The organism is Paenibacillus sp. SC116, from assembly GCF_024733555.1.
Lineage (GTDB): Bacteria > Bacillota > Bacilli > Paenibacillales > Paenibacillaceae > Paenibacillus_B.
This window is the reverse complement of sequence record NZ_JANIOF010000002.1, coordinates 378,789-404,677: the sequence shown is the minus strand read 5'-3', so window position 1 is coordinate 404,677 and position 25,889 is coordinate 378,789. Positions and strand designations below refer to the sequence as shown.

Below are 25,889 nucleotides of genomic sequence, written 5' to 3'. Positions count from 1 at the left end.
TCTATCTACTTCCAAATTTACAAATTAATCATTATCGGAAATAAATAAAATCATGGAACGTCTGAATCCTAATATCTCGTTATCTCCTTGCAGCAGCCCTGTGAAGTTCTCTCGCTCTTCTGCCTGATTATCCTCGACAAGAGGCAGTTCATACACCTTGCTAGTCTCTCCATCTTTAAAGGAAACGTTGATGATTGCATCTACAAAATCTTTTCCTGCTTTCGCAGAACCACTGCAGAAGCATATCGTCGCTTCAATAGTACCTTTCTTCCCGCCAACCCGCTCTACTGCAATTTTAATTGTGTCTCCCTCAACAGCAGACGTATTTGGCTTGCTGAACTGAATCTTGCCGCGTTGTTCCGCCTCTCCGCAAGCTTTTCGATCTGTAACCGCAGTAGTCAATGTCTTGCTGTAGATCTCATCTTTAATGGTAAGTGTTACTTTATCGTCTCGCTTTTCACTTTTCACCGAAAACACATCATTGGATTTGCCAGCCTGCAAGACTTCATAGCCACTATCTTCAAATCCAGGCATACCTTTTGTAAACCAATTCACTTTAACTACAGATGAGCCATGATTCGTTACACGCCATTTGTCAAAACCTTTATTGTCAGAACATACATAAACTGCTTTAACATTTGCTTGCTCAGGAGCTTTATTTGCATAAGCCTGAGACGGTGCAACGACCCCCATAAATAAAAGAACAGGTACAAATAAGGAAACTAATAATCGCCTGTTGACATCGTATAAAACAGAACTAGACATTGCACTACTCCTCCTCACTTTATCGAATTGATACAATATGTAACGAGACTATAGTACGATACCAATTGTATCATTGTCAACATAAATGAATAGTTTTTTTATCCTAGTTGCATCTTACTACTGCGACAATATGCGACTATGGAAACATAACCAATGAACTATACAAAATGTATCGAAAGGATGACATGAATGGAAAATAAGACTCATCAAGGCAACTATAAAGGAACCACCAAAATGCATGCTAAGAATCAAGATATGGCATTCGTCAATGATACGCTGGAACAAGCGAAAACAGCCGTTCCCTTTCAACAAAAACCAAAGAAGACGGATTAGTTGCATCGAACTCTAATCTCGAAATTGCTGCCTCAACGTCCAACGATAGTATGCTTATTAGGCGCATAACGAAAAAACCTCGAACGTCTACTTATCACGTTCGAGGTTCCTTTTTATTCGTACCTACCTACAATTAATGAATTGTAGCTGCCGCCGTAGGCAAAAGAGCTGATCATGGCGTGACGAACCGTCACATCATGCCGCTCGCTTGTAACAAAATCCACATCGACGCCTTGCAATGGCTTATTCAAATGCAGCGTAGCCGGTATACGACCGGTTTGTATGGCATTTAACGCTGTCCATAAACCGATAGCTCCCGCTGTGCTATGTGTTTCACCAAAGTAAGACTTAGGCGCACTAACAGGAACCGAACCAGCAAACATACGATTAAGTGCATGTGCCTCCGCATAGTCAAAAATACGGTGTCCACAAGCTGCTGCTGCCACGTAGTCTATGTCCGAAGCAGACAATTCCGCATTATGAAGAGCAACGCGGAAGCTATCGGTCCATTCTGTGCCTCGTGGATTGATACCCCCTAGCAAGCGAACATCTGATGTCATGCCAAAGCCCTTCAATTCAGCTCGCACATTTGCCTGCCGCTCTAGAGCCGCTTCTTCACTCTCAATGACGTAACAGAAGCTGCCGCTCCCTAATACAGCTCCGTCTCGATGTTTATCAAACGGACGAATGACACTTTTACTCAAATAACCCGAAATACGCTGGTATCCTGCCAATAATGGTTCATTGAACTCATCCGATGAAACAACAAGCACCGTCTTGCATTGGCCGAGCTGGATCATGGCATTCGCATAATAAAGCGCATTGATAAATGAAGTACCGCCTGCCGCGATCGTAGAAGTGGGCCCTTTTATGTTGAAATTCAATCCAATATGGCCTGCAGGAGCATTCGTTACTGTATTCGGGAACAGCTTCGCATTTGCTGCTTTAATACCATCATTTATAATAGCGCGATTAAAGGCATCGACCGTCTCAATGGGACCTGTCCCCGTCGCAAATATAACGCCAATTTGCTCCTGATTCGCACGATTGACAACAATCCCCGCGTCCAGCAGTGCCATTTTCACAGCCGCTACAGCTTGCTTGCTAATCGTATCCATTTTGCGAAGTAGATTAGGATTGATCATCTTCGCATAAGCAAGTTCAGGGACTTGGCCAGCCTCATGAAGCTGATAAGGACTTGAATCGAACAATCTAATCGGACTAATTCCACTTTCTCCACGGTCTACAAGGTCCCCCATTTGCTGAAGGTTAGCAGCATTTCCTGCTAGTCCGCCAACCCCTGTTATAAGAACCTTTTTGCGTGTAGATGATAAACTTTTTCCAGATGGATCTTTAGACTTCCCTAGCAAAATGGTTGCATTATTTCCACCGAATGCAAATGAATTGGAGAGTGCCACCTGTACCTCTATTTCACGGCCCTCATTGGGAATAAAGTCCAAATCAAATTTTTGATCGGCAGCGTTAAAATTGATCGTAGGCGGTATAAAGCCATCTTGTATGGCCAATGCCGACACAATGGATTCAGCTGCTCCAGCAGCACCAAGCATATGCCCTACCATCGACTTGGTAGACGATATGGGAACGTGCTGATCCTGAATGAGGGAACGCATAGCTTTCGGTTCAGAAGAGTCGTTGGCAGGCGTCCCTGTGCCATGTCCGTTAATATAGCTAATATCCTCTACCGTAACACCAGAACGCCTAAGCGCACCTTTCATAGAGCGCAACGCACCGGCCCCACCCGGTTCAGGCGCTGTTTGATGATAGGCATCAGCGGAAAGATCATAGCTGAGCACCTCGGCAATAACGGTAGCACCCCGCTGCAAAGCGATATCCATACGCTCTAGCACAAGGATGGCGCCACCCTCACCCAAGTTCAATCCCGCACTCGTACTGTATGGCGCACAAGCTCCAGCACTCAATGCCTGCAAGCTATTGAAGCCGCTGTAGGACAGACGAGCCAGCGGATCAACGCCGCCAGTAAGCATAATATCTGCCGTCCCCATACGAATCATGTCAGCTGCATATCCGATTGAATTCGTACCAGCCGCACAGGCGTTGGCAATTACGCTTCGCGGTCCTTTTAATCCGAGATCATGAGCAATATTATCGCAAGGAGCATGCATCGGATATTTCATAAGTAAATGTTCTTCTGTATGTTCTAACCCTTGGCGAATCCATTGTTCATGAAACTCTTCCCCGCTTCTCAACCCACCCAAGCATGTGCCTAATACGATGCCAAGTCGGTAAGGATCATAGCTTGCTATATCGAGCCCCGCTCTTTGCACGGCTTCACGTGCTGCAATGACTGCGAACTGACCTGAACGATCCAAGTGCTGAAGTTCTTCCGCAGAAAAATAGTCTTCAGGACGAAAACTATCCACCTCGCCGCCTAGCTTAGCATCAAGCTCTGCCGTATCGATCGTCGTAACGAGCCGTATCCCGCTCTGACCAGCTGTCACATTGCGCCAGAACTGATCAATATTTTGTCCATTTGCACAGATGATGCCTACACCAGTTATCGCAATCCGAACCTGATCGTTTGCCATAGGATCACCTCATATCATCTTAATGGACCATGATTTTGGAAGTACATATGGAGAAGATACTGTATTTAGCACAACCGATTCTCCAGCTTCATTGATACCTTCCAACTCAATTCCGGATACAGCACATGCATCATCCAGCAAAGCCAAACCAAGCTTCTTCTCAAGTGTAGGACTATAAGTGAGCTGAACGATACGACCCACCTTATTACTGGACAACATAACAGCGTTCCCGATTTCAATAGTTAAAGCATCGGCTGCTGTAAAACCAACGAGATGCTGCTTGTTCTCCTGTTGGAGCTGCTGCTGCAAAGCAGCATGACCTACATATTCTTCCTTATGATAGCTTACAAACCATTGCACAGCGGCTTCATATACCGACAATCCGTTAGCTTCAATTTGAGCACGAGGTTGACGCACTTCTAGCATGGCAATCTCAAGCGCCTCGAAACCAACTGGCTCTACCAATACATCTTCCTCTTTCCACTCTTTCAATTGTTTCCACGTAGGAATCGCTTGATCATGCGGAACGATGATCTTATATCCATATTCACCTGTGAATCCACTGCGGATAAATACGATCGGCTCTTCCTCCAGCTCGATTTCTACGAATGCTTGATAAGGCAGCGAAGAAATATCAAATGGTACAATGGTTTGCGCAAGCTGCCAAGCGTACGGCCCCTCGAATCCGATCATCGTTCTTGTAGCATTCCAATTCTCAATTTCAACGCCATCACTTTTACGCTCAGCAAGCCAAGCTCCAACTTTATCCCTTCTTGCTGCAGATGTCTCAATAAGAATGGACTGTTCCAAACGATATACACTTACCATATCGATGATATGACCATCTTCATCCAACATGAGACTAGTCAATGTTTTTTCTATATCAAGGAAATCAATATCCTTTGTTAACAAAGAACTGACAAACTCAACAAAGTCTTCCCCACTTATCAAATAAAGACCTGATGCGGACAAATCAATTAGGCCAACATGATTGCGCAATGCACGATATTCATGCTCTGCACCTTGGAAGGCAGCAATTACACCGTATCCTGATTCATCACGAAGTACCCCGTGCTCAGCTAAACTTTTTGTTAATTCGGACATGTTCAATACATTTATCATGTGATCACCCGATTTCATCATAGTATGAGCGTTAATCTGTTACCGTTGGAAGACTGCATAATTTTCTATTAAGAAGCAGCTTTCGTATTAGATACAATATAGTCAGCCACTTTATTTACAGATCCAAAAACCGCCATGTTATCATCAAATATCGTTACGCCAAATTCATCTTCAATGGCTACTAACAGTTCTAGAGCATCGATAGAATCTAGACCAAGGCCACGCCCAAAAATCGGTTGATCATCCGTAATAAATGCCGGGTCAATATCCATATCAAGTCGCTGTACGATAATCTCTTTAATTTTGCTTGTGAGTGCCATTCTCTCCGCTGCCTGTGCAAAGCCAGCCTCATACGTATTCATCTATGCATTCCTCCCTAGGCTATATACACATATTCAATCCATTTACTGCTTCTGCCATAGCGTGCCGTTATGATACTGCTCAATTCGTTCTCTCATTGTTCCTGGCAATTGATAGATCGTTTGACCATCTGTATTCATCAATGTGTGAACAGAACGTCCTTCTGCCAACAGCTCGCGACCATATTTACGCAGAATACGATATTCAAATTCAAGCAGCGCCTTATCCGGAGTCTTCAATATCGTTTCGATAATGACCGTTTGACCGAAGCGAGCAGATGCTTTGTAAGAACATTGAATATCAATGACAGGGAAGACAAAGCTATTTTTGTTAACAAATGCTTTTCCCCCGATCACACGTATAATTTCAACGCGCCCCAACTCAAACCAAACTAAATACGTACAATGATGCGCTACTCCCATGAGATCGCATTCAATGTAACGGACAGGAACTTCCATCGTTACCGGCTTATAAATAGGAATTCCTCCTTCGTGGAATGAACGATATGAATGCAAACCTGCACGAAAATAGATACAGAAAAATAGAACAGCAAAGTCGAGTACAGGAGTAATCGCTTACAATTCGCCCAATTCATAAATGTGGTGTGTTTCTTAAACATAAAAAGATATAGGGCAGAAAGAAGAAATGAAAAATGAAAAGAATGAATTCGGAAAACTAGATATTAAAAAAGTGTGGACTTGCTTATAAAACGATGTTAGCGATGATGTATGTAGACGTGAAGTAGGTTGGTCTAGCATGAGTGATGATTAAATACAAAATTACATATTGAAATGATTAGGAATATTTCCCCTCCATTCAGATTACAATTGATGACAACATCGGTCATTCAACCCTTTTTTCTGATTAAATAGTCGCATTTTCGACATTTCTTTTATATTCGCTTCTTTCTTGATTTTTCCTTCTCCTTTCAAAAAAATTTTAACGTTTCAACTTTATAGAATGTGGTGATTAATCAGTAGCATGTTCCCCTTAAATATATATAGCGAGCAACCTTGGTCACTTCAAGCGGCTAAGGTTGTTTGTCTATGCACCCTGTGGTCCAATTAAGCCTGATCAACGCGGTGAGAAACGTTCAAGCTGCCTTCAGCTACAGCTTGCTTATCCACCATAGCAGACACCTTTACTTGATAGAGTGCGCCTAACGATCTTCCCACTTGAACTTTCAATAACAACTGGTCACCTGGCACAACTGGCTTCATAAATTTGAAATCCCTTATCGAGGCTAAATAGCCCACTTTTGAAGAAATATCTTCACCTTCTCCAGCCAACAACTTCTGTATACTTTCGCGGCTAACTACTGGTTCACTATTGCCATCGCCCTGCTGCATTTCATATAACGCACCTGTTATGTGCACGAGTGCCGTCATCTGGGCCAATGCCTCTACGATAAGAACGCCCGGCATAATCGATTCTTTTGGGAAATGCCCCTCGAAAAACGGTTCGCTCACTGTAACGTTCTTAATTCCAACACCACTCACGCCTGGCTTCAATTCGACTATGCGGTCGAGCAATAGAAAAGGCCAGCGATGCGGCAGAAGCAAACGAATATCATCAGCATTCAGTATCGTTTTCAATTATGAATCCCCCTTGTATGTATAACAATTATGGTTAGTTGCTCATGTCGTGCGTCTATCCGTTAACCATCCCGCCATCCACCGTGTACACTTTCCCGGTAATATAGGAAGCTCGGCTTGAGGCTAAAAATGAGACCAAATGTGCTACTTCTTCCGGACGCCCCATACGCTTGAGCGGAATATGCTCCATGTATTTTGCTAGTACCTGCTTGTCCATTTTTTTCGTCATGTCCGTCTCGATAAATCCAGGAGCAACTACATTCGCTCTAATTTGGTATGCCGCCGCTTCAGCAGCTAAGCTTTTTGTAAACGCTATCATTCCACCCTTTGAAGCAGCATAATTGGTTTGCCCAGGTGTGCCTGTAATACCGCTAGTCGATGCCACATTTATAATAGAGCCCGACTTATGCTTCATCATTGCTTTGAGCGCCTCACGCGCGCACAAGAATGTACCTTTCAAGTTCACTTGCAGCACTTCATCCCACTTCGCTTCGCTCATGACCGCCAAAAAGCCATCTTGCGTAATGCCTGCATTATTAACCAAAATATCGAGCCTGCCGTACTCTGTCTTCACGATTTGAAACAGTCGTTTGATATCCTGTTCATAGGCAACATTCACTTGTACAGCCTTTGCGTGGCCACCAGCGGCAATAATGTCCGCTTCAATATTTATTGCTGCTTTTTCATTGCTAGAATAAGTGAAAACAACCGTTACCCCTTGGCTAGCCAAATCTTGAACAATCGCTTTGCCAATCCCCTTCGATCCGCCGGTGACAACCGCAACCTGCCCTTGCTCAAACCATGCCATCCTTATGCCCCCTCTTTAAACTTCCGCATCAGTTGCAATACTTTCTCTAGCTCCATAGGAGAGTTTGTAGATTGCCCTTTCCAATGGCCCCCGAATGAGCGCATCATCCCCGTGAGCGTATTTCCAGCGCCTACTTCGATGACATGTTGGACTTCATATTGACCAATAGCTTCAATCGTCTGTCTCCAAGCTACGGGCTGCGTGCATTGTGCTCGAACATCCTCCATAACATCTGCTGCTGTTGTTGTTACTTTTGCCGATTTATTGAGCACAACAGGTATTTGAGCATCGCAGAAGGATAAACCTGCAGCATAGGCCATCAATGGCTCTTCCATCTCAACCATAAGTCGAGAATGGAACGCATGCGATACGGCCAACGGCTTCGTTTTTATTCCTTGAATCGCTTGCAGCTGCTCCAATAGCATAGAAACGATGTGATTTGCGCCCGATACGACGATTTGGCTCGGTGTATTCATCCCGGCAATATCGAGATCCATTTCCTTGATTAAACTGGTCACCTGCGACATATGCTCTGGTTGTGATACAACAACAGCAGCCATCGTTCCAGGTGTCCGCACAGCGGACATGAATTCACCACGCTTGCGTACCAGTTTCACCGCATCTGTAAATGATAGAACACCAGCAGCTACTAAAGCTGAAAATTGGCCTACACTATGACCAGCCACAATATCAGGACACAGCCCTTCTCGAACAAGCACCCGCAAAATACCGCTACTAACTGTCACAATAGCCGGCTGCGCAAATTCAGTCTTCATTAGATCACGTTCCGGACCTGCATAACAAAGCTGCCTTAAATCAAAACCGAGCGCATCACTAGCCTCTTCAAAAATGGATTCAAAGTCTTTGCCAAATCTTCTAGCGTAGTTTTTACCCATTCCTACGATTTGAGATCCCTGACCAGGGAACAAGAAAGCCACTTTTCCCATAGCGCCCCTCCGTACTATGCATTTAGAAATAGGCGTCTGCTTCCTATCTTTCAGCAGCGCTTGTGTATGGCATTAAAGAAGATATGACGAATGAAAGAGAAATGAAGTGAGTTTAGCTTATAAAGAGTACTAGTTGCTCTCTCGAAAATTAGAAAAATGGTTCATGCGCAGGAAATATAAATCCGATAGGTTCAAATCATGTGGATAATATACAGATATTAAAAACTTCTGATCTTGCTTTCCACCTCCTTTATTGCGATTGCATTATAAATGACATAATCGAGAATTCGACAATATTTGTATTCGGCGTCTTCCTTTTTTATCCTCCTATTGAATCAAAAAAATATTCGAAAATGAATATTTTATCCTATTGACAATAAGTTCTATCTTTCGTCAAACGAAGACATGTTTCAACATCGCTATAAGCGGTTATTCCTATATTGAACGACATTCTCCCTTTTTTTATACAAGAACACAAACAACCCCAGCTGCTAATAAGCGACTGGGGTTGTTTGTGTTCTTTGTCTTATTTTACTGGTTCAGGTAGCACAACAATTACATAAGCACTGCTTTGCGCAGGAATGGAGAATGTAGTTGCCAGAGAATGATAAGCAGCTACCTTCGTACCTTTCTTGATCTCTTCTGGCTTCACTGGTGTGCCAACAATGTTAATAATGGAAGTATCCTCGTTGATATGAAGAATCATATCGTTCTCCATTTTCTTGTCGCCTGCCGTATCGATATGGATGCTCTTCGCATCTTTGCTCATATCTTTCGCGACAACACCTTCTACGCGGCTTGTTTCACCCAAGACAACAATCTTTTGAGCTGGGCTGATTGGCGGCAAACTTGCTGTCATCATCGGGCCATAGTGAGCTTCAATACGCTGACCAGCCTTCAGATCGGACTGCTTAAGCACTTTGCCGTTCTTATCTGTGATCACTGTATCTTCAGACAAGTTCAGTACAATTTTGCTATCGCCAACCATAACGACACGATCTTTTCCTGTGGAATCAACGATACCTGTAGATACCATCGCTTTAACCTCCGGACGCTCAACTACGAACTTCTCCGCATTGCCTTTAGCTGGCAAGCTCTTCGTAATTGCTGGGTTATAATAGGCAGTTACCGTCCATTCTTGCTGCAAGGCTTCCACCAAATCAGCTGGTTTGCCATGTTGGTCAACAACTGGCACACTGCTATTAATATTTAGGATAATCGTATCTTGATCTACTGGGCGTACGCCTTCACCTTTAACAAGGACTTGGCTGCCTGTCTTTGTATGTTTAATCTCTTCCAATAATCCTTTTGTAGCAGCTTGTTCAGCTTGGTCTTTCTTGTTTTCGATAACCTTTGCAGTAGGAACTGGTCCTGTTGCATTTACGCTGCTAAGAGCGGATGCTGACAATGGTAGTGCTAGAAGTGTAACGGCTGTTGTAGTTAGGAGAAGTTTATTCCATGCTTTCATAACTAGTACCTCCTCAAAGTTGTGTTGTTGTTTTTGTTCATGCTTCAGACGGGCTATATATGTCGAAGGTTGCACATACACACATTTATTATTTATGGTAATTTTTCTCAAACTAATTTTTGAATAAAAAAAGCAAACCTCCCATACGAAGAAGGTTTGCTTTCTATGTTTTCTTTTCCTACTCAACTAACTCTTAAATGATTCCTGCATACTTGAGGAAGATAAGCACAATTAGAATTGGGGCAATATAGCGCATCGAGAACATCCACGCTTTAAGCCACCATCCTTTCAAACCTGCTTCTTCCCCTGCGCCTTTCCAGACAAAGCCGACTAGAATGGTCACAAACAAGCCACCGAGCGGGAGCATAATATTAGACGTTACGAAATCCAACCAGTCAAACAAATTGCGACCACCAAGCTTGACATCCGTCAACACACCACCTGCTGCTAATGTTACAGGAAGAGCCACCACGTACATCGCAATCATTACAGTTATCGTTGCCTTCTTACGACCATGACCGTACTTGCGCATTAAGTACGCAGCAGGCACTTCAATCAAAGCAAGACAAGACGTGATCGCGGCAATCGCTAATAAGATAAAGAAGAGACCCCCGAACAAATTACCGAATGGCATCGCAGCGAATGCGGCAGGTAGCGCTACGAAAACAAGTCCTGGACCTGAATTCGGTGCAATTCCGAATGTAAATGTCGTCGGGAAAATGATGAGGCCTGCAATGAGTGCATATGCCAAATCTCCTGCCCCAACCGCAAGCGTCGCTGCCGTTAAAGATTGATGTTTTTCCACATAAGCACCGTACGTAAGCATAGCACCCATACCAAGCGAAAGCGAGAAGAATGCTAAGCCTAATGCTTCAAGTGCAGATGTGAAAGTAAGCTGTGAGAAATCGGGGTACAGGAAGTAACGAATACCTTCCGCAGCACCATCCAATGTCAATGTGCGCATGAGCATAATGACAAGAATAATGAGCAAACCCGGGATGACAATTTTATTGAACTTCTCAATACCGCTTGAAATTCCTTTTGCAATGACAACACCCGTTATCCCAAAGATAACGATTTGCCACCAAATAGGAGCTGAACTTGCTGTAAATGCATTAAATACTGCTTGATAATCTGAACTCTCAAATAAAGCGCCGCTTATCGACTGCACCGCATAATGCAGCGTCCAACCAGCGATGGTACTGTAAAAAGTCATAATGAGAAAGGCAGACAGAACGGCAATAAAGCCTAGGGCGCCCCACCACTTCTTTCCTGAAAGCTTAGTAAAAGAGATAACGGCATCGCCGCGTCCCGCACGACCAACTGCTAATTCTCCTAATAATACGGGTAAGCCAACGATACACAAGCAGGCAATGAACAATAGGAAGAAGGCACCTCCGCCATTCTGTCCTGTTACGTAAGTGAATTTCCAAATGTTACCCAAACCTACAGAACTTCCGATCGCCGCCAAAATAAAACCTGCGGAACTGAATCGTTCTGTTGTGCCAGCCTTCTTGTCTACGGTAGAAGGACTTTCTTGCTTGTTTGACATGCTGCTGATGGACACCCTCTCTACTCTATATCCGATTGTGATCTGGTCGTAGGACCGATAAGTATAAAGACCATTTTAATCACAACATACCACTAATTGCTAAAGGTAATTGTTACCGGTATCCAAAGTCTATACTGGCAGTACCTGTTTGCGATTATTCTTTACCATTTACTGTTCCCATAATGATCTTTACTACTCTTACCTGCACGTACTGCTTCTTACTTTCCTTACTATATCTTACTGTCTACTTCTACTTCTAATCGGAATTTATTGACTTGCTCGTCGAGTCCGAATGCCATTTCATACAGCTCGTCTAAAATTGTCGATATTCGACTCATCTGATCCAGCTGCGTGGTCGTCATCGTTGTAACAAGCTGAACTTCTTCCGCAGCATTCTGAGACAGAGCAGCCATCTCCGAGCTGGCAGCTGTAATTTCCTCTGTGCAAGCACTCATCTCTTGCACAGACGCCGATACAGACTCTGTTTGCTCCACCACTTGGCTAATCTGCTGATGAAGATCGTTGAACATCACACCCGCTGCAGTTACGGTCTCTTGACCCGCTTGCGTCTGATTAGATACTTCAGACATTGCCTCTGCCATATACCCTGTATTGCGCTGAATGGCATCAACCATACTGCTTATTCGTTTTAGTGAATCTCCAGATTGTTCTGCAAGATGGCGAACTTCATCCGCAACGACACTGAATCCTCTGCCATGCTCACCTGCACGAGCTGCTTCGATGGAGGCGTTGATTGCCAATAAGGAAGTCTGCGAACTAATTTGCTGAATAATCGTAATCACATGAACAATTGCTTTCGAATGCTGCTGCAGCTCTTGTAACGTATGATCAGCGCTCTGAACGGCTTGATGGACACGATCCATTTCCGTAACGGCCTGCTCCATCGTTGTAGCTCCCTGCGCTGCATGCTGGCTTGCATGTTGTGTAATATCGGCAACTTCAGTCGTAGCGTGAACAATATGCTGGATGCTGTTTGCCATATCCTCCATCGCGCGCAGCGTTTCTCCAGCAGAAGACTGTTGGCGCTTGGCGCTTTCGTCTGTTCGCTGCATTGCCGCTGCCGTCTGTTGAGCGCCTTGCTGAGACTGTACCGCAAATTCAGCAACGACAGATACATTATCCATTAGCACACTGGTACTCGTTTGAATGAGTTCAATCAGCTGCTTCAGGCCTTGAATCATTTCGTTGTAGCTTACCGATAGACGACCTAACTCGTCAGTGCCTATATCCGTACTTGTAGCACTCGAATCTCCGCCTGCTGCTCTAGCCATCAAATGCTGAAGCGAGTCAATTGGCTTGCGGATCGCCTTACTTGTTGCTATTCCCATCCATATACAACTGATAGCCATAACAATCATAATGAAAATATTTAACGTGCGACTTTGAATCGCATCCGACTTGTTATCCAAATAAATTTGTTCCGCTGCCCTTACACTGCTTTCCTCAATAAGCAGCATATCAGCGAAAACTTTTTTCTCAATCGGTCTTATTTCCGCTTCGATTTCTGCTTTAAATTGTTCCAACTTACCGTCAGCAATATATCCTTTCATCTCTGCAGCCAAATATTCCAACTTAAATAAATGTGTCTCGATCGCTTCCAAATACTTTACCGCCTGCTGCCCATGTCCACTCTTAACGATTTCCTGCAGCGGCTGTCGAATCTCCATAATGAAGCGCATGTAGTCATTGACATGCCCCGTTGCCTCATCCATCGTTTCACTTTCAATCGTACGTTCCAAGTACAACTCAGACTGCTTGAAGGCAAGCATCATTTTCTCTGCGCGAATGACATTTTGCATATGTTCGTTGTACATTTGATCCATGCTATCGACAAGTGTCCTCGAATGAAGATTAGACACCGTTCCCGCAATAATAAATCCAACCGTAATAATGCTTACAAGAATAATGAATCGCTGCTTAATGGACATTCTCTTCTTTTGAAAAACAACTTGCATTGAACGAGTGATAGTTGCTACCTTTTGTTTCATGCTGTCAGCCCCCGATGTAAAAGATCCAGCCACTCTACATACATATCCCGGCACTTCTAGCCAATTAATCAATGAAGTACACGGTCAATTACATATGCACTAGTACTCTGATGTATATGTAGTTAAATACTCATATAAAATACAACATATAATAGCCGTAATTTCAAAAAGCCGATACAGCGGTCTATCCGCTGTCATCGGCTCGTTAGAACTAAGCAATATGAACTTACTTATGCTCCTGTTATATCTTTTTCAAAAGACGTTTCGTATGGCGCAGCTCCTCGATCGTACGTGCCCCAATGCCGAACATCGTTACGCGAAGTTCGAACTCAATCTGAGCCAACACATCATCAATCGCTTCATCGGAATCAACAGCTGCCTGCAACAGCGATCGCCCGAAGCCCGCAGCATCCGCACCCAAAGCAATAGCCTTAGCTGCTTCAACCCCATTATGCAGCCCACCGCTCGCGACAATCTTCATTTCCGGTAACGCTTCGCGCACTTGAATGACACTATCAGCGGTCGCAATACCCCAATCCGCAAACGCATCAGCAGCTCTGCGCTTCATCGCATCGTTGGAGCGATACTTTTCCACCTGAATCCATGAAGTACCGCCTGCACCCGCGACGTCAATAAATTCAACACCAGCATTAGCAAGCTGTACCGCTGTATCAGCAGCGATCCCCCAGCCCACTTCTTTCACACCCACTGGGACAGAAAGTTCACGGCATATTTGTTCGATCTTGAACAGCAATCCGCTAAAATCAATATCCCCTTCAGGTTGAAACACTTCTTGAAGTGCATTTAAGTGAAGTATCAACGCATCAGCCTCTACAATTTCTACAGCTCTTTGGCATTCTTCAATACCCATGCCTGCATTGAGCTGAACAGCTCCGATGTTTGCGAAAATAGGTATAGTAGGCGCAACATCTCGCAATCGGAACGTAGAAGCCACCTCTGGATTCTCCACTGCCGCACGTACAGAGCCTACTCCCATTGCCCATCCACGCGCCTCAGCCACCTCAGCTAATCGGCGATTAATACTGCCTGTTCCGTAGCTGCCGCCTGTCATTGAGCTAATTAGCAAAGGAGTAGCGACTCGCTTGCTAAACCATGACGTAGACAGGTCAATGTCATCGAAGCTTATCTCGGGCAATGCCTGGTGAAGGAAACGATATTGCTCCAGTCCCGTTAATACACCGACACTGTTTACTGCTTCATCCAAACATATGCGAACATGCTCCGCTTTCCGCTGCTCGGTTGCACCGTGCGCGGGCGCAGCCTGACTATTCCGTTCTGACATCGGTTACGACCTCCTCGGCAGCACGCTGCTCCAGCTTGGATTTATGCGCAATTAGGATAGATGAAGTGAGCAATAGCTTATATCACAGTTTTACACGCTGTTTGCATGCTATAATCACTTATTAGATAAGCTTGTCCACTATTCCCTTACGCGAGTGCATATCCAAAGGAAGCATTGGAATGCACATATACTTTGTAACATTTAGAATATCAAATATTTATTATACCGTATATGTTCAGCTGTTTAACATAGCAATATTCAGTCGGATAACATATCCTCATCATGAAACCTGCTACTGCATAATTTGCTTTTTCAACCGTTCACCTGTAGGTGTTGCAGCCAGCCCGCCTTGCGCGGTTTCTTTCAAAGCGACCGGCATCGTTTGACCGATACGATACATCGCTTCGATAACCTCATCACATGGAATAACGCTCTCAATACCTGCAAGCGCCATATCTGCCGCCATCATCGCCACGGCTGCACCCATCGCATTACGCTTCACACAAGGAACCTCAACCAATCCTGCTACTGGGTCACAGACAAGCCCTAGCAAGTTCTTAAGGGCAATTGCCATCGCCTGTGCGGATTGCTTCGGAGTACCTCCTGCAAGAGCTACAATCGATGCCGCCGCCATACCTGAAGCAGTGCCCACTTCCGCCTGACAGCCACCAGCAGCACCACTAATAGATGCATTATTCGCCGCCACAAGCCCGAATGCACCAGACGTGAACAAATAATCAATCATTTCATCTCGGCTTGGGTTCAGCTTCTCACGCAAAGCAAACAAAGTACCTGGCACAACCCCTGCGGAACCAGCCGTTGGTGTCGCACAAATCATACCCATTGCGGCATTGACTTCATTTGTCGCGATTGCCTTGCATACAGCATCAAGCAGCGTATCTCCACTTAAGCCTCGGCCACTGTTCATATATGCTTTCAGTTTCACAGCGTCTCCGCCCGTCAAGCCAGAGTGCGATTTAACACCAGCTAAACCACGTTCCACTGCTTGCTCCATCACATCCAGATTGCGGCCCATCTGGGCACGAATCTCTTCCCTCGTTCTATCCGTGGCTTTCATCTCCAGCTCGATCATAATCTCTGCGATCGAACAGGAATGCTCCTCCGTCAATGCAATTAGCTCCGCTACATTGCGAAACATAGTGTACCCCCTCAGCTATTTAGCCAACATTAATCTTCCATTCGAAGCACACGAATGACGCCCGCCAGCTCATTGATCTCATCCAACAGCGGCTGCTTCATTCGTTCATCGGTTTCTATAATCATCAGTGCACGCTCGCCTTTTTCTTTGCGCGATACTTTCATATTGCCGATATTTACTTGCTCTCTGCTTAACAACTGTGTAACTGCAGCTACGACGCCAAATCGATCCTCATTCACGATTAAAATAGCAGGACACGTACCAGACAGCTGAAGCGGAAATCCGTTCAGCTCACATATCTCAACTTTACCGCCGCCAATCGAGATCCCGACGATTTCCATATTATCGCGTTCATCCTGCATGCGTATACGAGCCGTATTGGGATGTTCAGGTATCGCATCCTCGGTCGTAATCGTAACTGCCATTCCTGCTTCTTCTGCATAGCGCGGTGCTTCTGGCAATCTCGTATCATCCGGCTCATAATCCAGCAACCCGCCGACTAAGGCTACATCTGTTGCGTGACCTTTATACGTTTCAGCAAATGATCCGTACAACGAGATGTGCACCGACTGCGGCTGACGCCCAAAAATACTACGAGCAAGCCTGCCTATCTTTGCAGCTCCCGCAGTATGTGAACTTGATGGACCTACCATAATGGGCCCGATTATATCAAAGACGCTGCGATATTTCATAAAGCGCACCTCCGTCTTCTATTCAATATGATTTCTCTATCCACTGTGTGCGTAAAATGCACGAACAACCCTAATTGTACGCCACAACGATACATTCTCCAACTTCAATTTTTCAATTTTTATTTGAAAATGTTGACATGGATAATTATAGAACTCGAACAACACTGCCTAACTAAGCCAAAATTTCAGCAGCAAGGCACACCCTCTAAGCTGAAGAAAGGGATCTGCGATTAACCCTCCCTCACCGTATACCTGGAAAAACACAAAAAAGCCCACCCTTCTCAACTGTAAATGTGTGAAAAGGTGGGCTATGTATGATCATTTTTAAAACATTGCTGCAACTATTTCGCTGCTGCCAAAGCGGAATAATCAGTAGCTACAGTACGCAGCAGATCAGCATTTTGCTTGAAAGTGAATGCATCTTTGATGCAATTACGTCCTTTTCCGTGAGGCACGCACATCGGTGTGCCAAAGATCGGATCGCAGCAGATCATGCAATCCATCTGAAATACATCCTTCACAAGTTTTGGGGACAATATTTCTTCTGGAGCGCCTTCTGCGTAAATGCCTTTATTTTGCACGGCAACGATATAATCCGCGTAGCGGCAAGCCAAGTTCAAGTCGTGCAGTACCATGACAACCGTACGGCCTTCTTCACGGTTCAAATCATATAGCAAATCGAGGATCTCAATTTGATGGCTAAGATCCAAATAAGTCGTAGGTTCATCCAACAGGATAATATCCGTATTTTGAGCCAATGTTAGCGCAATCCATGCACGCTGACGTTGGCCGCCTGATAGCGCATCAACTGGACGATGCTTCAGTTCTTCCATCCCTGTTACTTTCAAAGCGTGATTGACACAGCGCTCATCTTCTTCCGACCACTGCTTAAGCCAGCTCTGATAAGGATATCTGCCCTGCTTCACCAGCTGTTGTACTGTCAATCCTTCCGGAGCAACAGGTCCTTGAGGCAAAATAGCGAGCTTGCGTGCAACTTCCTTCGTCGAAGAAGTATGAATATCATGTCCATTCAAGAGGACAGAGCCTTCGTTTGGCTTGAGTAAACGAGCAAGCGAGCGCAGCAGCGTTGACTTGCCGCATCCATTGCTGCCGATTAGTACTGTAATCTTCCCCTGTGGGATATTTAAAGACAACTGATCTACGATGACCGTGTCATCATAGGCTAACGTTATCGATTCAGTCTGTAATCCTGCCATAACGGCCCTCCTCAACGTATGGGCCCAGCTCGAATTCCAACCCCATACCTATATTGATAAACTGCAAGCATTAAAAATAATGATAATCGTTCTCATCTTTCCTCTATGATGACATATGCCCATTAGATAGTCAATCGTTTCCATGGCACAATATAGGTTGAATTTTTTCGGATATCGATAACAAAAAAAAGGGGCTTGGCATACTCCGCTTACTAAAAGCATGCCAATAACCCTTTTTGAATCGAAAGTTTCTACTATAATAACGGAGAGAATAAACGAGCTAAAGATTCCAAAAACCTCGTTCTCTTCTTCCTCTTTTTGAATTGTTCTTCATTAATACGAGCTGCAGATTGAAGATCGCGTTCAAAGTCTGTCACAAGCCGCTCTATGCTATCTGTACGTACAAGCAGCGCATTCACCTCAAAGTTCAAATAAAAGCTGCGCATATCCATATTCGTCGTGCCAATAGTCGCAATTTCCCCATCCACAATGACAAGCTTAGAGTGCAAGAAGCCCTTTTCATATTCATATATTTTGACTCCAGACTCAATAAGCCCTGGAAAATAGGAATGAGACGCAAGAAATGGCAGCCAGCGATCCGGCTTCGCAGGAAACAGCAATCGAATATCAAGCCCCGATAAAGCAGCAACCTTAAGTGCAGTAAGCAAGTCCTCATCTGGTACAAAATATGGTGTAGCGATCCAAATCGACTTCTGTGCAGATGTAACCATTGAGAAGAATAAGTTCTTCATCGTTTGGAATTCTTGATCAGGTCCACTCGCAATGATTTGGACAGCCCCATGCTCTGCTTCTGGGTTCAACGTGTTGCAAGATACAAAGTATTTCGGATCTACAACCTTCTCCTTCGTCATATGACGCCAATCTTTGAGGAAAATAGCTTGCAGCGTTTGTACAGCTTCCCCTCGAATAATCATGTGCGTATCCCGCCAAAAGCCGTACGTCTTGTTGCGGCTCAAATATTCATCACCAACATTTAATCCGCCCATAAATCCAACGCTACTATCGATAACGACAATTTTGCGGTGGTTGCGGTAATTAACCTTGTTGGACACAAGATGGAACCGTACGGGACCGAATGCAGCCACCTGAACACCTGCTTCACACATTTCTCGCACGAAGCTCTTTTTCAAATAAACACTGCCTACCGCGTCATACATAAAACGAACATGTACACCAGCTTTTGCTTTTTCAATAAGAATTTGCTGAATCTCTCTGCCAATATCATCATCGCGGTATATGTAGTATTCCATATGGATGTGATGCTGAGCCATTCGCAACTCATGAAGCAAGGCGGAAAAGGTCTCTTCCCCATTTGTCAGCACCTTCGTCTCTGTAGAGAAACTAACTGTGCTGCTGCTAATCCGATTCATAAGCAGCAGCAGCTTGCGCTGTTCTGTCGTAAATTCTCTGGCTGTGTATTGACTTTCGATCCACTGTGCCTTTAAAAATGTATATTCTTCCTTATCACGCTTGGCCTTCTTCGAGTATTTACGCCGTTTGCGATAATTTTGCCCGAACAACAAGTAAAATACGAAGCCTAGCACAGGAATAAGTGCTAGAATTAACAGCCAAGCCATCGTACTGGATGGATGTCGATTCTCCATGAAAATAATAATAGCAAGCGTTAATACCGCCAAAGTAGTCAAAATACTTAGCGTCGTGGCAATTGTTCGACCAAATGTATCATTTATGTAGTAGCCGAGCGTTAAGAGCATTATTAGAAATAATGTAATTTGCATGCCCCTTCTCATTACGTGTGCCCTCCACTTCGATGTCTATATGTTTATTATGCCCTTATCTCACTTCACTTGCCAATCTACTTTTGGACAACGATCATTACACGCTGTGCCTACCGCCCAAACGCTGCTTAAGAAAAATAATCCAAAAAGATTTTTTAATATATATTGACAGACATATCCCCTTGTGAAATAATAACAGCATATTAACTAACGACCGTTAGGTAGTTAAAAATAACTTCCACAACATCGTTTTTAATTAAGGTAAGTGAACAGCCAGATGCATACAGAATTCTCTAGCTTGTTTATCCAGTAGGAACAGCATCATTGGAACAAAATAATGATAATAAGGAGGCCTCCTTATATGACAGCTAACCGAATCCAACAAGTTGCACTTACCCACTTTGCGGAGCATGGCTATGCAGAAACTTCGCTCGCCATGATTGCTGAAGAGGTCGGCATTAAGAAGCCTTCGATATATGCACATTTTAAAAGTAAAGATGACCTCTTTTTGCGGGTCGTGCAAAATGTATTTCAATCAGAGCTTAACTACATTACAAAGCTGGCCGAAGAGAAACGTGAGCTGCCGCTGCAGCAGATGCTGCCGTTAATGCTAAGCACTTATCAGGAACGGTATGATACGCATCCAGACATGAAATTCATGTTACGTACTTCCTTTTTCCCGCCTTCGGGGATGGAACAAGAAGTAATGGAACGGCTGTATACGTATTTGGACACCTTGGAGAAATATGTAGATTCACGTATTACCGCTGCAGTACAAACGGGTGAGATTGGTGATGTGGACGCAGAGCAAGCTGCTAGGGCGTTCCTATGCTTGCTCGATGGATTTTTCGTGGAACTGCTGTACGGTGGTCCTGAACGGGCATCACGAAGGCTGGAAGCAGCGTGGTTGATGTTCTGGCGAGGATTGAGCAAATAGCAGCGCTAACATTAGCGTCCATTTATGGATTGCGTTCAACAGGAATTTATTCTGTAGAGCTAATAACATTTATACAAATTGATAAGGAGTAAAGGGGAGAATCATCATGAACAAGCATTGGGGATTGGTACTCTTAGCCGGATTTCTAGAAATTTTCTGGGTATCCGGACTAAAATATTCGACGGAATGGTGGCATTGGGCACTGACCATTGGTGCCATTGGACTCAGCTTTAAGGTGTTAATTGAGGCAGCTTCTAAGCTTCCGCTGGGCACGGTGTATGCTGTGTTTGCAGGTATCGGTACAGCTGGTACCGTATTAATGGAGATTCTTGTATTCGGTGAACCTGCCAACCCAGTTAAACTATTCTTCATTGCAACATTGGCAAGTGCCGTTATTGGCCTTAAGCTGGTGACGAAAGACGAAAATGAAGAAGCGAAAGAAGGTGCAGCATAATGGCATGGTTGATTTTGATCACAGCAGGTTTGTTTGAAGTGGCAGGCGTATTCGCGATAAAGCGTGTTACAACGCATCGCAACTGGCAGTCTTACCTGATGCTGGCCGCAGCCTTCGGAATAAGCTTCTCGATGCTTTCATATGCAATGGAGTCCATCTCCATGGGTACTGCTTATGCAATCTGGACAGGTATCGGTACAGCTGGTAGTGCCGTATTAGGAATGACACTGTTCAAGGAACAGAAAGATTGGAAGCGCGTCTTGTGTATCGCGGTCATTGTCGCATCTGTTGTTGGTCTAAAGCTGTTAGCGTAGACGATGCAATATAGTAGGTATTCGTACTGCATAAATTCGAAGCACTACTACCATTTATATAAGCAAAAGACCTGCCTCAATGGCAGGTCTCACGGGCTGTCTCGGTCATATGTACATGACTGTGGGCAGCTCTTTTATTATATAAACGTATATACTCACTATGTCCTACGTCAAATTTCCTTAGTAATACTGGACCCACACACCTATAAGTGTATCGTATGTCTAGCTAATATACGAAATCAAGCTCACCTTTGTAGTTGAAAAGGTTGTTAACAGCCAATGTTCTATGCTGCATCCCCATCTACTGCCCAATGCGCTTCACGTGCTACAAATTCTTGCAACATCGTACCGATCGCACCGTACAATGGATGTGTCGTGTACTGCTTCAAATCATCAGCGAAGCTTGCTGCCCAACATTGCAAATGCTCCTTCACAAAACGACGCTGCCCATTCATATAGCGGCTGAATCTTTCTTCGGTCATCACCGTATTCAGCATTTTCTCAATTAACGTAATCATAAATTCCAGTTCAATCGCAATATGGTCATCCGTCTCGCCTCTCAGCTTCTTGAAGTGAAGGCTGAACTGTTCATATTCCTTGCAGACCTCTTGTGCGTAAGACTTCGGCAGCATCTGCTCGTTCGCACGATACATCGTCTCACATGGAGATACAGGTAGCTCGCCTCCACGGTTGAACAAACGTGCATATTCATCACGCAAGCGAGCGAACAAATGATACATATCCTCTGCTGTCATCTTGCACAATGTCTCATGAACGATACGTGCTCCTTCTGAGATCTGTGACAATCTAATCAGTTCTGGATGATTGCGCCAAGACATTATCACTTCAAGTGTTGGTGCTTCTCCAAGAAAATCAACCAACAGTTGATAACCGGCCTTTCGTATCTCTAACTGTTCTACGGTTTGTTCATTCCAATGGACTGGCTGTACTGCCACTGTCGACATCGTCGGTCCCCTCCATAAAATCATCCTTTTTGCTATCCTTACATTTCCATTTTCCCATAGATAAAGATGAAATAGTGTGGCAAAAATCAAAAAAAAGAGCTAGTTTTCGAACATTATGTGAACCTCATCTCAAGGCAAGAACGAACTGTTCTCAGTTCGGCACTAGTCGGGAAATGATGCCACAAAATTTCCATTTTGTTAGTTAATATAATATCTATCTCCAATAAGGATTCATCTCTGTGTATTTTTCAAACTTTCTCCCGAAGTCGAATATAGTCGAAAATTGTTCCACGAGGAACGTGTAACATTTGGAAATATACTTACTGTACTTACGACATAAACGTGGACAATAGCATAGGGTCTCTAACGGTCGTCATTGACGTTATTTCTACAAAATCATTCGATTTCATATTGTAACGGTCATAGGAGCGCTTATTGCAGCAAGGCTGCTGAATGATACCGCTCCCTCTGAAAAATAAGCTCACTGGCACCCTTTACATTTTAAACGAAGGAAATTTGAACTGAATAACCTCTGTGGCAACCGTTGCATGAATGCAACAGATCTTGCCTAAAAGTCAACCACTCCTTAAACCCATGTCAATTTCCTTTTACATAAGCAAATCCCCTTGCTTTCTAGATGAAATTCGCATTTATCAGTTAAACATGATATGGTCGATATATGATCGAATTTAGAACGGAAGGATGACTACACCATGAACAACCTCGTACAACAACTCTATAAAGCAATGGAGCGTCACCAATGGGATGCTATGCTTATTACGGATCCTAAGCATGTTTACTATTTTACAGGCTTTGCTTGCGACCCGCATGAACGCTTTCTCGGCATCGTACTTGCACAAGGACAAGAACCCGTGTTGATCGTCCCTGCTCTAGATGGAGACAAAGCTGCTGCTGATTCTTCCATTACGCGCATCGTGACACATAAAGACACGGACAACCCTTATCTAATTCTACGTGAACAATTGCCTGCATCCCTTCACTCATTTGGAATTGAGAAGGCGCATATGACAGTACAGCGCTATGAAGCACTGCAAGCTGTCGTGCAAGCTGCGAAGGTTGAAGACATTGGTCAAGAGCTGCAAGCATTGCGAGTTGTAAAAACAGACGCAGAGATTGAACGCATGCAGGCTGCTGTTGATTGCATCGAAACGGTGCTTGGCAACGTTGTAGAACGCGTTCGTGTCGGCATGACAGAAGCAGAAGTTGTAGCAGAACTGGAATATGAAATGAAGAAGCAAGGCGCGGAAGGTCCGTCATTCTCTACGATGGTACTTACAGGTGATAATTCTGCATTGCCGCACGGCATTCCAGGTACACGCCGTATTCAAGAAGGCGACCTGCTCTTGTTCGACCTTGGCGTTTATTTGGACGGCTATGCTTCCGATATTACGCGTACGTTCGCAGTCGGTGAAGTAAGCGATGAATTGAAAGCTATCTATAATACCGTGTTGGCAGCAAATGAAGCTGCAATTGCAGCAGTGAAACCAGGGGTTACATTCGGTTCCCTAGACCGTACAGCACGTGATCTCATTACAGAGAACGGCTACGGCCAATATTTCACGCATCGCCTAGGCCACGGCCTCGGTATTGATGTGCATGAATATCCTTCTATTCATGAGCAAAATGAAGATACGCTTCAACCAGGCATGGCATTCACGATCGAGCCGGGCGTATATGTACCAGGCGTTGGCGGCGTGCGGATTGAAGATGATGTCGTCGTTACGAAAGATGGCGTACGTGTATTGACTTCCTTCCCTAAAGAATTGACCGTTATCGGCGTATAACAGCAATAAAGTGTGCGGAATCCCTTCGAATCCGCACACTTTTTTATATACGTAGCCCCGCTTCTATATCCATGATCCGTTGGGCAATCGACTCCAATTGTTAGAATGGCATGCCTAAACATAAATCCAATAAATATTTATTAATAACCTAGTTGACAAGTTGGTTTACTTTGAAATAAAATAATGGAAATATTAGTATTAGATTCAATGATTTGAATCAGACATAGCTGACCGTACGGACGGAAGCCCTATTTCTGAACTATGGATGCACCCCACGCAGCCCTAGTTCGAATATGGGCTTTTTTTATACCCTTCTTGTGAAGGAAGTCCACCTAGGTTCCTACCCTGCAGCCATGCTCCTGCCCCCGCACCCTCCCTCGTCGTCGCAGGAGCGCGCGGGAGTAGGAACCGATTCACTATCCTAAGAGGTGATAAGATGAAGCTTGATACTGCCTTCATGATCGAACGCATTCCCGACTTTATCCAAGCCGCTCTGCTTACTGTTGAGATCGCAACTATCGTCATTGCTTCCTCCCTGCTCATAGCGAGCATATATAACGTTATTTTGTATAACCGCGTACCTATCTTAACCATGCTTGTCCGCATCCATGTGGAGATAGCTCGCAACACACCGCTGCTTATCCAACTATTCTTTTTGTATTTTGCTCTTCCCTCAGTTGGTATTAAGCTGTCCAACTATGACACCGCAATTATCGCAATGACCTTCTTAGGTGTTGGCTATTTAACAGAAGTGATCCGCTCGGGCATAGACGCCGTACCTACAGACCAGGAGGAATCCGGATTAGCAATAGGCTTAAGCAGAGCCCAATTATTCCGCTATATCATTTTGCCACAAGCATTACGCATAAGTACCCCAGCTCTATTTGCCAACTTTATATTTTTGCTCAAAGAAACGACCGTCGTCTCCGCTATTGCCATTCCTGAAATTTTATATACGACAACAAACTATATCGCACTCTATTACAAAACATACGAAATGCTCCTCATGATGACTGCAATTTATCTCCTACTGTTCCTGCCGCTTTCATGTCTGCTCTCTTGGGTTGAAAGGAGGTACCAGCATGGAACTATCGGGACTTGAACTACTCTTTCAATCTTTGCCGCAACTCGCAAAAGGACTCACACAAACTTTATTAATCGCCTTTTATAGTATTGTAATCAGTACGATTGGTGGTATTTTGTTCGGGGCACTGCAAACGATTCGTATATTATGGCTAAACCTACTGACGCGCTTCTATTTGGAGCTGTTTCGTTCCCTGCCAATTCTAGTTTGGCTGTTCTTCGTTTATTTTGGTATCCCGCTATTTTTCGATGTTCACTTATCCAGCTTCGCCTGTGCGGTACTCGTTCTTTCCCTATGGGGCATTACAGAGATTGGCGAAGTAGCACGTGGGGCTTTTCAATCCATAGCTCGCGGACAAAGTGATGCAGGACGTTCAATAGGTCTCAGTACATTTCAGCTCTATCGATACATTCTCTTTCCACAAGCAATCCGCAGAATGATACCGCCATCTATCAATGTGTACACACGGATTATTAAAACCACTTCACTAACGGTACTCATTGGAGTAACTGATGTCGTTAAGGTAGGACAGCAAATTATTGAGCGAACTGGCGAAGCCGTTATGATTTACGGCAGTCTGTTCTTCTTCTACTTCATACTTTGCTATCCTTTGTCTGTCCTGTCGCGCAAGCTGGAAAAGCGGATGACCTAATATGAAGATGAAGATAAAGCT

24 protein-coding genes are annotated in these 25,889 nt (G+C 44.3%); 7 read left to right on the top strand and 17 right to left on the bottom strand.

Features of this window, described 5'->3' with window-relative positions; genetic code table 11:
- Positions 1-24 precede the first annotated feature (24 nt).
- Entirely contained in the window at positions 25-765 is a 741-nt protein-coding gene (locus tag NQ117_RS13535; protein ID WP_258278558.1) for a Calx-beta domain-containing protein, read from the bottom strand.
- A 189-nt stretch (positions 766-954) separates the two neighbouring features.
- Here NQ117_RS13535 and NQ117_RS13530 point away from each other — a divergent pair, with 189 nt between their 5' ends.
- Entirely contained in the window at positions 955-1,098 is a 144-nt protein-coding gene (locus NQ117_RS13530; RefSeq protein ID WP_186786116.1) for a hypothetical protein, read from the top strand.
- A gap of 113 nt (positions 1,099-1,211) precedes the next feature.
- On the opposite strand, the gene NQ117_RS13525 is transcribed toward NQ117_RS13530, so the two are convergent.
- The 15 genes from NQ117_RS13525 to cls all read right to left on the bottom strand — a co-directional run bounded on the left by NQ117_RS13525 (position 1,212) and on the right by cls (position 19,669).
- Positions 1,212-3,665: a beta-ketoacyl-[acyl-carrier-protein] synthase family protein gene (locus NQ117_RS13525; protein ID WP_258278557.1), complete on the bottom strand. Its 2,454-nt coding sequence runs from the start codon at positions 3,663-3,665 to the stop codon at positions 1,212-1,214.
- Positions 3,666-3,674: 9 nt separating this feature from the next.
- Positions 3,675-4,787 (bottom strand): aminomethyl transferase family protein, encoded by a 1,113-nt coding sequence (locus NQ117_RS13520; RefSeq protein ID WP_258278556.1) that lies wholly within the window; start codon positions 4,785-4,787, stop codon positions 3,675-3,677.
- A 68-nt stretch (positions 4,788-4,855) separates the two neighbouring features.
- Entirely contained in the window at positions 4,856-5,149 is a 294-nt protein-coding gene (locus NQ117_RS13515; protein ID WP_028593862.1) for an acyl carrier protein, read from the bottom strand.
- A gap of 42 nt (positions 5,150-5,191) precedes the next feature.
- Complete coding sequence (locus NQ117_RS13510; protein WP_258278555.1) at positions 5,192-5,662, bottom strand: acyl-CoA thioesterase; 471 nt, start codon at positions 5,660-5,662, stop codon at positions 5,192-5,194.
- 549 nt (positions 5,663-6,211) lie between these two features.
- Positions 6,212-6,742: a 3-hydroxyacyl-ACP dehydratase FabZ gene (gene fabZ, locus NQ117_RS13505; RefSeq protein WP_258278554.1), complete on the bottom strand. Its 531-nt coding sequence runs from the start codon at positions 6,740-6,742 to the stop codon at positions 6,212-6,214.
- Positions 6,743-6,797: 55 nt separating this feature from the next.
- Positions 6,798-7,550 carry a 3-oxoacyl-[acyl-carrier-protein] reductase gene (gene fabG, locus NQ117_RS13500; RefSeq protein ID WP_258278553.1) on the bottom strand — a complete coding sequence of 251 codons (753 nt, stop codon included), beginning with the start codon at positions 7,548-7,550 and terminating at the stop codon, positions 6,798-6,800.
- Between the two features lie 2 nt (positions 7,551-7,552).
- Positions 7,553-8,497, bottom strand: a complete 945-nt coding sequence (locus tag NQ117_RS13495; RefSeq protein WP_258278552.1) for an ACP S-malonyltransferase — start codon at positions 8,495-8,497, stop codon at positions 7,553-7,555.
- A gap of 526 nt (positions 8,498-9,023) precedes the next feature.
- The gene (locus tag NQ117_RS13490) at positions 9,024-9,965 is read right to left on the bottom strand and encodes a hypothetical protein (protein ID WP_258278551.1); all 942 of its coding nucleotides are present in this window, start codon (positions 9,963-9,965) and stop codon (positions 9,024-9,026) included.
- A gap of 193 nt (positions 9,966-10,158) precedes the next feature.
- Positions 10,159-11,517 (bottom strand): sodium-dependent transporter, encoded by a 1,359-nt coding sequence (locus tag NQ117_RS13485; RefSeq protein WP_258278550.1) that lies wholly within the window; start codon positions 11,515-11,517, stop codon positions 10,159-10,161.
- A 230-nt stretch (positions 11,518-11,747) separates the two neighbouring features.
- Entirely contained in the window at positions 11,748-13,526 is a 1,779-nt protein-coding gene (locus NQ117_RS13480) for a methyl-accepting chemotaxis protein (RefSeq protein WP_258278549.1), read from the bottom strand.
- A 241-nt stretch (positions 13,527-13,767) separates the two neighbouring features.
- Positions 13,768-14,829 carry a type 2 isopentenyl-diphosphate Delta-isomerase gene (gene fni / locus NQ117_RS13475; protein ID WP_258278548.1) on the bottom strand — a complete coding sequence of 354 codons (1,062 nt, stop codon included), beginning with the start codon at positions 14,827-14,829 and terminating at the stop codon, positions 13,768-13,770.
- Between the two features lie 292 nt (positions 14,830-15,121).
- A complete protein-coding gene (sdaAA, locus tag NQ117_RS13470) occupies positions 15,122-15,988 on the bottom strand; it encodes an L-serine ammonia-lyase, iron-sulfur-dependent, subunit alpha (protein WP_258278547.1) in 867 nt (288 codons plus the stop codon).
- Positions 15,989-16,017: 29 nt separating this feature from the next.
- Entirely contained in the window at positions 16,018-16,680 is a 663-nt protein-coding gene (gene sdaAB, locus NQ117_RS13465) for an L-serine ammonia-lyase, iron-sulfur-dependent subunit beta (protein ID WP_258278546.1), read from the bottom strand.
- 341 nt (positions 16,681-17,021) lie between these two features.
- Positions 17,022-17,897 carry an ABC transporter ATP-binding protein gene (locus NQ117_RS13460; RefSeq protein WP_258278545.1) on the bottom strand — a complete coding sequence of 292 codons (876 nt, stop codon included), beginning with the start codon at positions 17,895-17,897 and terminating at the stop codon, positions 17,022-17,024.
- A gap of 254 nt (positions 17,898-18,151) precedes the next feature.
- The gene (gene cls, locus NQ117_RS13455; RefSeq protein ID WP_258278544.1) at positions 18,152-19,669 is read right to left on the bottom strand and encodes a cardiolipin synthase; all 1,518 of its coding nucleotides are present in this window, start codon (positions 19,667-19,669) and stop codon (positions 18,152-18,154) included.
- A 349-nt stretch (positions 19,670-20,018) separates the two neighbouring features.
- Here cls and NQ117_RS13450 point away from each other — a divergent pair, with 349 nt between their 5' ends.
- The 3 genes from NQ117_RS13450 (at position 20,019) to NQ117_RS13440 (ending at position 21,362) form a co-directional block, all read left to right on the top strand.
- Entirely contained in the window at positions 20,019-20,594 is a 576-nt protein-coding gene (locus NQ117_RS13450; RefSeq protein WP_258278543.1) for a TetR/AcrR family transcriptional regulator, read from the top strand.
- A 106-nt stretch (positions 20,595-20,700) separates the two neighbouring features.
- Positions 20,701-21,048 carry a DMT family transporter gene (locus NQ117_RS13445; RefSeq protein ID WP_258278542.1) on the top strand — a complete coding sequence of 116 codons (348 nt, stop codon included), beginning with the start codon at positions 20,701-20,703 and terminating at the stop codon, positions 21,046-21,048.
- Entirely contained in the window at positions 21,048-21,362 is a 315-nt protein-coding gene (locus tag NQ117_RS13440) for a DMT family transporter (protein ID WP_258278541.1), read from the top strand. The genes NQ117_RS13445 and NQ117_RS13440 overlap by 1 nt, the downstream gene beginning before the upstream one ends.
- 284 nt (positions 21,363-21,646) lie before the next feature.
- Here NQ117_RS13440 and NQ117_RS13435 read toward each other — a convergent pair whose 3' ends face one another.
- On the bottom strand, positions 21,647-22,327 hold the full coding sequence (locus tag NQ117_RS13435; protein WP_258278540.1) for a TorD/DmsD family molecular chaperone: 681 nt from the start codon (positions 22,325-22,327) through the stop codon (positions 21,647-21,649).
- Between the two features lie 713 nt (positions 22,328-23,040).
- Between NQ117_RS13435 and NQ117_RS13430 the strand changes: the two genes are divergently transcribed.
- From NQ117_RS13430 to NQ117_RS13420, 3 genes are all read left to right on the top strand, one after another.
- Positions 23,041-24,132 carry a M24 family metallopeptidase gene (locus NQ117_RS13430; RefSeq protein WP_258278539.1) on the top strand — a complete coding sequence of 364 codons (1,092 nt, stop codon included), beginning with the start codon at positions 23,041-23,043 and terminating at the stop codon, positions 24,130-24,132.
- Between the two features lie 436 nt (positions 24,133-24,568).
- Complete coding sequence (locus tag NQ117_RS13425) at positions 24,569-25,234, top strand: amino acid ABC transporter permease (RefSeq protein ID WP_258278538.1); 666 nt, start codon at positions 24,569-24,571, stop codon at positions 25,232-25,234.
- On the top strand, positions 25,215-25,868 hold the full coding sequence (locus tag NQ117_RS13420; protein WP_258278537.1) for an amino acid ABC transporter permease: 654 nt from the start codon (positions 25,215-25,217) through the stop codon (positions 25,866-25,868). Before NQ117_RS13425 ends, NQ117_RS13420 begins: the two co-directional genes overlap by 20 nt.
- The last annotated feature ends 21 nt before the right edge of the window (positions 25,869-25,889 follow it).